General features: G+C 72.8%; 9 protein-coding genes. 4 read left to right on the top strand and 5 right to left on the bottom strand.

The features are described from left to right. Positions 1-53: 53 nt before the first annotated feature. From AB0Q99_RS34050 to AB0Q99_RS34040, 3 genes are read left to right on the top strand one after another with little or no spacing between them, the layout of a single operon-like run. Positions 54-524 (top strand): hypothetical protein, encoded by a 471-nt coding sequence (locus tag AB0Q99_RS34050; RefSeq protein WP_363578105.1) that lies wholly within the window; start codon positions 54-56, stop codon positions 522-524. Between the two features lie 48 nt (positions 525-572). Continuing rightward, positions 573-1469 carry an alpha/beta hydrolase gene (locus AB0Q99_RS34045; RefSeq protein ID WP_363578103.1) on the top strand — a complete coding sequence of 299 codons (897 nt, stop codon included), beginning with the start codon at positions 573-575 and terminating at the stop codon, positions 1467-1469. Between the two features lie 7 nt (positions 1470-1476). Next, a complete protein-coding gene (locus AB0Q99_RS34040; RefSeq protein ID WP_363578101.1) occupies positions 1477-2130 on the top strand; it encodes a 4'-phosphopantetheinyl transferase superfamily protein in 654 nt (217 codons plus the stop codon). Positions 2131-2158: 28 nt separating this feature from the next. On the opposite strand, the gene AB0Q99_RS34035 is transcribed toward AB0Q99_RS34040, so the two are convergent. Together AB0Q99_RS34035 and AB0Q99_RS34030 are read right to left on the bottom strand one after the other, a co-directional pair. Continuing rightward, positions 2159-3316 carry a GDSL-type esterase/lipase family protein gene (locus AB0Q99_RS34035; RefSeq protein ID WP_363578099.1) on the bottom strand — a complete coding sequence of 386 codons (1158 nt, stop codon included), beginning with the start codon at positions 3314-3316 and terminating at the stop codon, positions 2159-2161. Positions 3317-3422: 106 nt separating this feature from the next. Beyond that, positions 3423-4430 carry an AraC family transcriptional regulator gene (locus AB0Q99_RS34030; protein ID WP_363578097.1) on the bottom strand — a complete coding sequence of 336 codons (1008 nt, stop codon included), beginning with the start codon at positions 4428-4430 and terminating at the stop codon, positions 3423-3425. Positions 4431-4607: 177 nt separating this feature from the next. Here AB0Q99_RS34030 and AB0Q99_RS34025 point away from each other — a divergent pair, with 177 nt between their 5' ends. Beyond that, positions 4608-5102: an anthrone oxygenase family protein gene (locus tag AB0Q99_RS34025; protein WP_363578095.1), complete on the top strand. Its 495-nt coding sequence runs from the start codon at positions 4608-4610 to the stop codon at positions 5100-5102. A 73-nt stretch (positions 5103-5175) separates the two neighbouring features. On the opposite strand, the gene AB0Q99_RS34020 is transcribed toward AB0Q99_RS34025, so the two are convergent. The 3 genes from AB0Q99_RS34020 to AB0Q99_RS34010 all read right to left on the bottom strand — a co-directional run. Continuing rightward, on the bottom strand, positions 5176-5883 hold the full coding sequence (locus tag AB0Q99_RS34020) for a polysaccharide deacetylase family protein (protein WP_363578093.1): 708 nt from the start codon (positions 5881-5883) through the stop codon (positions 5176-5178). A 187-nt stretch (positions 5884-6070) separates the two neighbouring features. After that, entirely contained in the window at positions 6071-6670 is a 600-nt protein-coding gene (locus tag AB0Q99_RS34015; RefSeq protein WP_363578091.1) for an anthrone oxygenase family protein, read from the bottom strand. Positions 6671-6877: 207 nt separating this feature from the next. Then, positions 6878-7442 (bottom strand): NmrA family transcriptional regulator (locus AB0Q99_RS34010; protein WP_363578089.1); only part of this gene is annotated, 565 nt, incomplete at its 5' end.

The following is a 7442-nucleotide window of genomic DNA, read 5'->3' as shown; positions in this document are numbered from 1 at the left end:
CACCACCCACCCGCCCCAACCCCACCCCCCACAACACCAGCGAAAGGAAAACCATGCACGCCATCCACCACACCGACCACACCATCCTCCCCCACCCCACCACCACCGTCTGGAACGCCATCATCAACGAACTCAACGGCAAAACCACCTGGTGGCACCCCCACAACACCCACACCCCCGGACCCACCCCACCCCACACCCCCAACGGCACCACCCACACCACCGTCCACCCCGCCGGAATCGGCAAACCCGGCCCCAAACTCCGCTTCACCAGCACCACCACCCACATCACCCCCCACCACACCCTCACCCAGACCCACACCGGCCACTTCCACGGCACCACCACCTACACCCTCACCCCCCACAACACCACCCACACCCTCCTCACCATCACCTTCACCACCACACCCCACCACTGGCCCAAACTCCTCCACAAACTCACCAACCTCACCACCAAACACACCACCGCCACCCAACACGCCCTCACCAACCTCCACCACCACCTCACCAACAACCACCAATAAACAACAGAACAAACAGAAACAGAGAAAACAAAAAGGAGGAGGACCCCCATGCAGATCGTCGCCGAAATTCCCGCCCTGCCGGCCGAGCACGCCGTCACCGCCACCGACCACAGCGCGACCACGGACGACTTCGCGCGTCTGGCCATCACGGTCCACCAGCCCGAGACGCCGGACCCGACCCGGCCGTTGGTCGTTCTCGTCCACGGGTGGGCCGCCTCCCGGACCGTCTGGCACAGCACCGCGCAGCAGTTGGCCGCGGCCGGTCACACCGTCGCCGCGTACGACCAGCGTGGGCACGCCTCGTCCACGGTCGGGCGGGAGCCGATCAGCATCGAGCGGCTGGCGCGGGACCTGGACACCGTGATCGGGACGCTGACGACGCCGGAGCGGCCCGTCGTGCTGGTCGGGCATTCGGGTGGCGGCTATGCGGCACTGGCCTGGGCGGCGCGGTTGTCCGCTTCCCGTCCGGCCGGTGCGGACGGCCGGCTTGCCGGGCTGGTGCTCGTCTCCACGGCTTCGCACGGGCAGAACACCCCGGCGAACGAGGTGAAGATGATGGGTTCCGGGCTGTTCAGCCGTGCGCTGCGGACGCCCTGGCTGGGCCGCAAGCTGCTCGCCCAGACCCACGGGCCGCGCGCCACCCTGGAGGCCCGGGAGGCCAACCGCCGGCTCTTCGCCAGCACCTTGCCGCAGACCCGTGCGACCTGCTTCGCGTCCACGCAGGAGATGGACCAGCGGGCCGGGCTGGCCCGGATCGCCGTGCCCACCGCGGTGATCACCGGCACCGAGGACAAGATCGTCAAGCCGAGCTTCAGCCGGGAGCTCGCCACCGCCCTTCCGCAGGCGACGCTGTACGAGGTCCCCGGCGTCGGGCACATGGTCCCGCTGGAGAACCCCGGGCGCATCGCCCACCACGCCCACACGCTGGTCCTGGCGGGGCGCTGACCCCGCCGTGACCACCACCGCTCCCGCCGGCGTCCTGGCCGCGCTGCTGCCGCCGTACGTCCACTGCGCCGAGGCGTTCGGGGTCCTGGATGCGGGCCGTCTCCATCCCTCGGAGGCGGCCTACATCCGGGACCGGTCGCCGCGCCGCCGGCAGCAGTTCACGACCGCCCGGACGCTCGCCCGACGGGCCCTGGCCGAGCTGGGCCATCTGCCCGCGCCGCTGCTGCCCGGGCCGGGGGGTGCGCCGCAGTGGCCGTCGGGTGCCGCGGGCAGCATCACCCACACCCGCGGGTACACGGCCTGCGCGGTCACCAGTACCGGTCGGCACGTGTCGCTCGGCATCGACGCCGAGCTCGCCCGGCCGCTCCCGGTCGGAGTGCTGGACCTGGTCAGCACCGTGGACGAGCGGGCCCGGCTGGCCGCGCTGCCGGTGGGCGTCGCGCCGTGGGACACCGTCCTGTTCAGCGCCAAGGAGGCCGTCTACAAGGCCGTCCACCCCCTCGCCCGCACCTGGACGGGTCTCGCCGCGATCACCGTCACGGTCGACCAGGACGGCACGTTCACCGCCCGCCATCCCCACCGTCCGGGCGTGGGCACCGGCCGGTGGGGCGTCCACCGGGGCATCGTCCTCACCGCGCTGGCGCTCCCGCCGTCGGGTTGAGCCCGGGTTGGGCGGTGTTGACGGCCGGTCACGGCGCCAACGGGCCGCCTGCGGTGAGGGCCAGTGCGGCGAAGCGCTCGGCGATGAGGCGGTGGGCCTCCGGGGAGGGGTGGAGGCCGTCGGGGAGCGGGTGGACGTCGTGGTCGGGCTCGCCGTAGAGGGCGCGGCCGTCCAGGTGGTGCAGGGCGGGGTCGCCGTCGGCCCGGCGTTCGGCGACGATGCGGGCCAGTTGCTCGCGGATGACGGTGAGGGTCAGGCGCCCGGCGGCGCGTTCGGCCGGGTCGCCGGTGGCCCGGAAGCGGAGGGTCCCGGTGCTGAAGTCGGGGGCGAGCGGGCCGGGCGTGTCCTCGTGGATCGGGCAGAGCAGCGGGGAGACGACGATCAGCGGAGTGGTCGGGTGGCCTTCGCGGACGGTGTCCAGGAAGCCGTGGACGGCCGGAGTGAGGGCCCGTAGCCGCATCACGTCGGTGTTCACGAGGTTGATGCCGAGCTTCAGGCTGATCAGGTCGGCGGGGGTGTCGCGGATGGTGCGGGCGGTGAAGGGGTCGAGCAGTGCGCCGCCGCCGAAGCCGAGGTTGACCAGGTCCAGTCCCGCGCCGTTGGCCACCAGGGCGGGCCACGTGCCGGTCGGGTGGGTGGCGTTGGAGCCGTGGCTGATCGAACTGCCGTGGTGCACCCAGCGTTTGCGGGCGCCGGCCGGGAGGGCGGCCAGCGGCGCGTCCGTTTCGAGGGTGATCAGTTCGGTGGTCTCGGTGTGCGGGAGCCAGATCTCGACGGTCTTGTCCCGGGCGGGCAGGCCGGTGAACCGTGCGCTGCCGGACGGCCCTTCGGTGAGGTCGAAGCGGCCGGTGGCCAGGTCGACGGTGCGCAGGTTGCCGCCGGGGACGGTGGCCTGGGCGGTGAGGGCGCCGTCGACGAGGAGGTCGTAGACACCGTCGGGCACCTCCCGGACGCCGGGGTAGGCGCGTTTGGTGGGGACGGCGTGCAGGGTGATCGCGGTGGCACGGGTGCGGAAGGCCAGGCGGACGCCGGAGGGCTGGGACTCGGCCATGGCGAGCTGCTCGTCGGGCACCTGCCGGCGGGCCCGGGCGGGCAGGCGGTGCGGCAGCAGGCCGCGGCCGGTCCGCTCGACGTCCAGGTGGCCGTGGAGGAGGTCCTCGGTGACGGGGGTGGTGATCGTGGTCATGAGGTTTCTTCGGATCGTCGAACGGGGGGAACCGGGATCGCGCGCCGCACGGGGGGAGCCGGGGTCCCATCCTCCGGCCCGCCCCCTTCGGCCCGCCCCCTCCGGCTCAGCCCGCCAGGATCACCGTCTCCGCCGGGCCCGAGAAGCCCACCGGCTGCGACGGGGTGCCGGTCGCGGCGAGGCGGCGGTGCTCCTGCGGGCTGACGCCGCGCACCCGTTTGAAGGCCGCGGACAGGGCGAAGGCGTTGCTGTAGCCGACCTTGCGGGCGGCGAAGGCGACGGTGCACTCGGGCTCGCGCAGCAGGTCGGCGGCCACGGCCAGCCGCCAGCCCGCGAGGTAGGCCATCGGGGGCTCGCCGACCAGGGCGGTGAAGCGGCGGGCCAGCCCGGCCCGGGAGACCCCGACCCGCTGGGCGAGCTCGGCGACCGTCCAGGCGGTGGCCGGGTCGTCGTGCATCAGCCGCAGGACCGGCCCGACCACCTGGTCGTGCTGGGCGCGGTACCAGGCGGGGGCGCCGGAGTCGGGGGCGGCGAGCCAGGAGCGCAGGACGGAGACCACCAGCAGGTCGAGGATGCGGTCCAGGACGAGTTCCTGGCCGGGCTCGTTGCGCCCTATCTCGGCGGCCAGCAGGTGCACCAGGGTGTCGTCGGCGCCGGTGCCGGCCGGGCGGACCAGCAGGGCGGGCAGGCAGCCCAGCAGGCGCTGGCCGATCTCGTGCTCGGCCTGGTAGGTGCCGGAGAGCACCACCGAGGAGGCCTGGTCGCTCTCCCGGCCCTGCCCCCAGGTCCGGACGCCGAGCGACATCACCTCGGAGACGTCCACGCCGCCCTTGGTGCAGACCTGGCCCGGGCCGACGATCACGTCCACCGGCGTGTCCGGGTCGTCCGCGACGGTGTACGGCTCCGGGCCGCGCACGATCGCCACGTCCCCGGGGTGCAGCAGCAGCGGGGTGCCGCGCTCGGGCAGGATCCAGGCGTCGCCGCGGACCATCGTCACCACCGAGAGCGGGGCCCGGTCCTCGATCCGCAGCGACCACGGCGGGGTGAGGATCGACCGCAGCAGGAACGCGCCACGGGCCTTGGGGCCGTCGAGGAGTCCCGTCAGAGTGTCCATGCCGACAAGTGTAGACGGCAGGACATCATTTGACGTCCTGTCATTTGAGAGACTCTTGAGTGATCGAGGTGGCTTGATCGCCGGAAATGCCGGATGATCTGCCCACGGGGGTCGTACCGACACGCGGCGACAGCGCTGCACGCGATACCGACAGCGAGAAGTGAGGGGCTCACGACGATGGAAACGGCACGCACGCTCGTCCTGGTGGCGGCCACTGTCACCTGTGGACTGACCGCCGGACTGTTCTACGCCTACGCGTGCTCGGTCATGCCCGCGCTCGCGCGGGTCGAGGACCGGACCTTCATCGAGGTGATGCAGCGCGTCAACGTGGCGATCCTGAACGGCTGGTTCGTCCTCGGCTTCGTCGGCGCCCTCCTGACCACGGCGGCGGCGGTCGCCCTGCACCTGCCCTCGGACGGCCACGACGTGCTGCCCGCGACCATCGCCGCGCTCGTGCTGTACGTCGCGATGATCGGGGTCACCCGTTCGGTCAACATCCCGCTGAACGACGAGCTGGCCGCCGCCGGGGCGTCGCAGCGGATCGCCGATCCGGCCGGCGTGCGCGGGCGCTTCGAGGCCCGTTGGGTGCGCTTCAACGTGCTGCGCGCCCTGCTCTCCACCGGCGCCCTCGCATGCCTCGCCTGGGCGCTGGTCCTCAACGGGCAGAGCTGACCGAGGCGTCCGGCGGAGCCGGAACCGGACCGTCGATCCGGCACCCGTGGTACCGACGCCACCCTGAGCGGGCTCAGCCGCACAGGGTGGCGAAGGCGTACCCGCGCGCCTTGAGCGTGGAGATGATCGCCGGCAGCGCGGCCACGGTCTGGCTGCGGTCGCCGCCGCCGTCGTGCAGCAGGATCACCGACCCCGGGCGGACGGTGTCCAGCACCCGCGAGCGGATGGCCGCCGTGCCGGGCCGGGACCAGTCCGCCGGATCCACCGACCAGAGCACGACCTGCTTGCCGAGCGCCGCCGCGCGCGAACGCACCGCGCCGTTGACCGCGCCGTACGGCGGGCGCAGGCAGGTCGGGGTGCGGCCGGTCCTGGCTCGGATGGCCCGGTCCGTGCTGTTCACCTGGGAGTCGACCGCGGCGGCGGAGAGCCTGCGCAGGTCCGGGTGCGACCAGGAGTGGTTCTGCACGCTGTGGCCCTGCTTCGCCACCTGTCCGGTGAGCGACGGGTGGGCGGCGACGTTCTGGCCGATCTCGAAGAAGGTCGCGCGCACCCCGTAACGGGCCAGCGTCGCGAGGACCTTGGGCGTGTAGGCGGGGCTCGGGCCGTCGTCGAAGGTCAGGTAGACGACCTTGCCCCCGGTGCTGCCGCCCGTACCGCCGGCCGCCTCCGCCGGTGCGGCGGGCAGCGTGACCGCGACGCCCGCGGCCAGGGCGAGGGCGAGCGCGCCGATCGCGGTCCGAAGACTCCCGACCGTCCTGCGCCTGACGGGTCGAACGGACATGCCTGCCCCCTGCGGTCGGACCTCCGGTGCCGCCGACCAGTCTGCTCCGCCGGCCGGTCCCGCCGCGACCCGCCGGGTGACGGGACCGGACGGAATCGGCCAGCCGCGCACCGGGTCGACCGGGGCACGCCGAAGCGCCCCCGGCCATCCGCCGGGGGCGTCGACTGCGGTGCGGGGCCGCCCCCGGTCAGCCTCCGGAGCGCCCGTGCAGCACCAGCGAGCGGGTCAGCGCCACCAGAGCGCCCGTGCACAGCGCGGTTCGGAGCATGTTGACCGGCACCCAGGTGTCGGCGAACTTCGCCCGCACGGCGGCGAAGTCGGTGATCTGCGACGGGTCACCGGCGGCCGCCAGCTGGTTGTTCAGCGGGATGTTGACACCCATCGTCACCATCAGCGCCACCACGTACAGCACCGTCGCCGCCGCCGCCCACAACGCCGCCTGCCGCCGACCCGCCTTGTGCTGCAGCCACGCCGCAATGCCCGTCGCGACGAAGGCGCCGACGAACACCAGGCCGAACATCCCGTTCTCGATCGACTTGTTGATGTGCTGCATCGCCGTCACGTACGTCCGGTCGTCACCCGCCGCCAGGCCCGGCATCACCGACACGTCGAAAGCGAAGAACAACCCCGCCATCAACCCCATCGCGACGGCGGCGCCCGCCAGCAGCGGCCCGGCCGCCTTGCTGCGCGTGGCGGGCCCGGCCGGGGCCGCACCGCCCGGCGCGAGGCCGGAGAAGGAGTGTGGAGCGGTGGAGGAAGCAGGGGTCGCGGTCTGGTCCGAGCGCATGGCTAATCCTTCGGTTCTTCCCGGTCCCCGCCCAGCGCGGGGACCCTCCCGGTACCCGGCGCACCAGCCTCCTCACCGCCTCCGGCCGAGGCCGGTCGCACGGTCAGGGAGCCGGCGCCGCCCGGCACCGACGATCTGATGAACTGCCGCACGAGCGGCAGGTACTGCTCTCCAGTCGGGTCGGCCGGGTGCCGCTCCGCCGACCGGTCACACGTTCCACACGCCGGAGGCCGCGGCCTCCCGCGCGTACTCCGCGAAGTCCCTCGGCTCACGACCCAACGCCCGCCGCACCCCATCACCCAACGACGCGTTACGACCGTCCAGGATCACCGAGAACAACTCCGCGAAATCACCCGGCAACCCCGCCTTCTCCAACACCCCCCGGTACGACTCCGACGACACCGCCTCGAACCGCACCTCACGACCCACCGCCCGCGACAACTCCCCCGCCACCTCCGCGAACGACAACAACCGCGGACCCGTCAACTCGTACACCTCACCCCCGTGCCCCGCCTCCGTCAACGCCGCCACCGCCACCTCCGCGATGTCCTCCGCATCCACGAACGGCTCCACCGCACCACCCACCGGCAACGCCAACTCCCCCGCCAACACCGGCTCCAGGAAGAACGACTCACTGAAGTTCTGGTTGAACCACGCGCACCGCACCACCGTCCACACGGCCCCCGACTCCATCACCGCCTTCTCCCCCGCCTCCGCCGCCTCCTCACCCCGCCCCGACAACAACACCAACCGACCCACCCCCCGCTCCGCC

It is taken from the genome of Kitasatospora sp. NPDC086791, from assembly GCF_040685975.1.
Lineage (GTDB): Bacteria > Actinomycetota > Actinomycetes > Streptomycetales > Streptomycetaceae > Kitasatospora.
The sequence above is the reverse complement of the archived record's forward strand: the minus strand, read 5'-3'. Positions and strand labels throughout refer to the sequence as shown.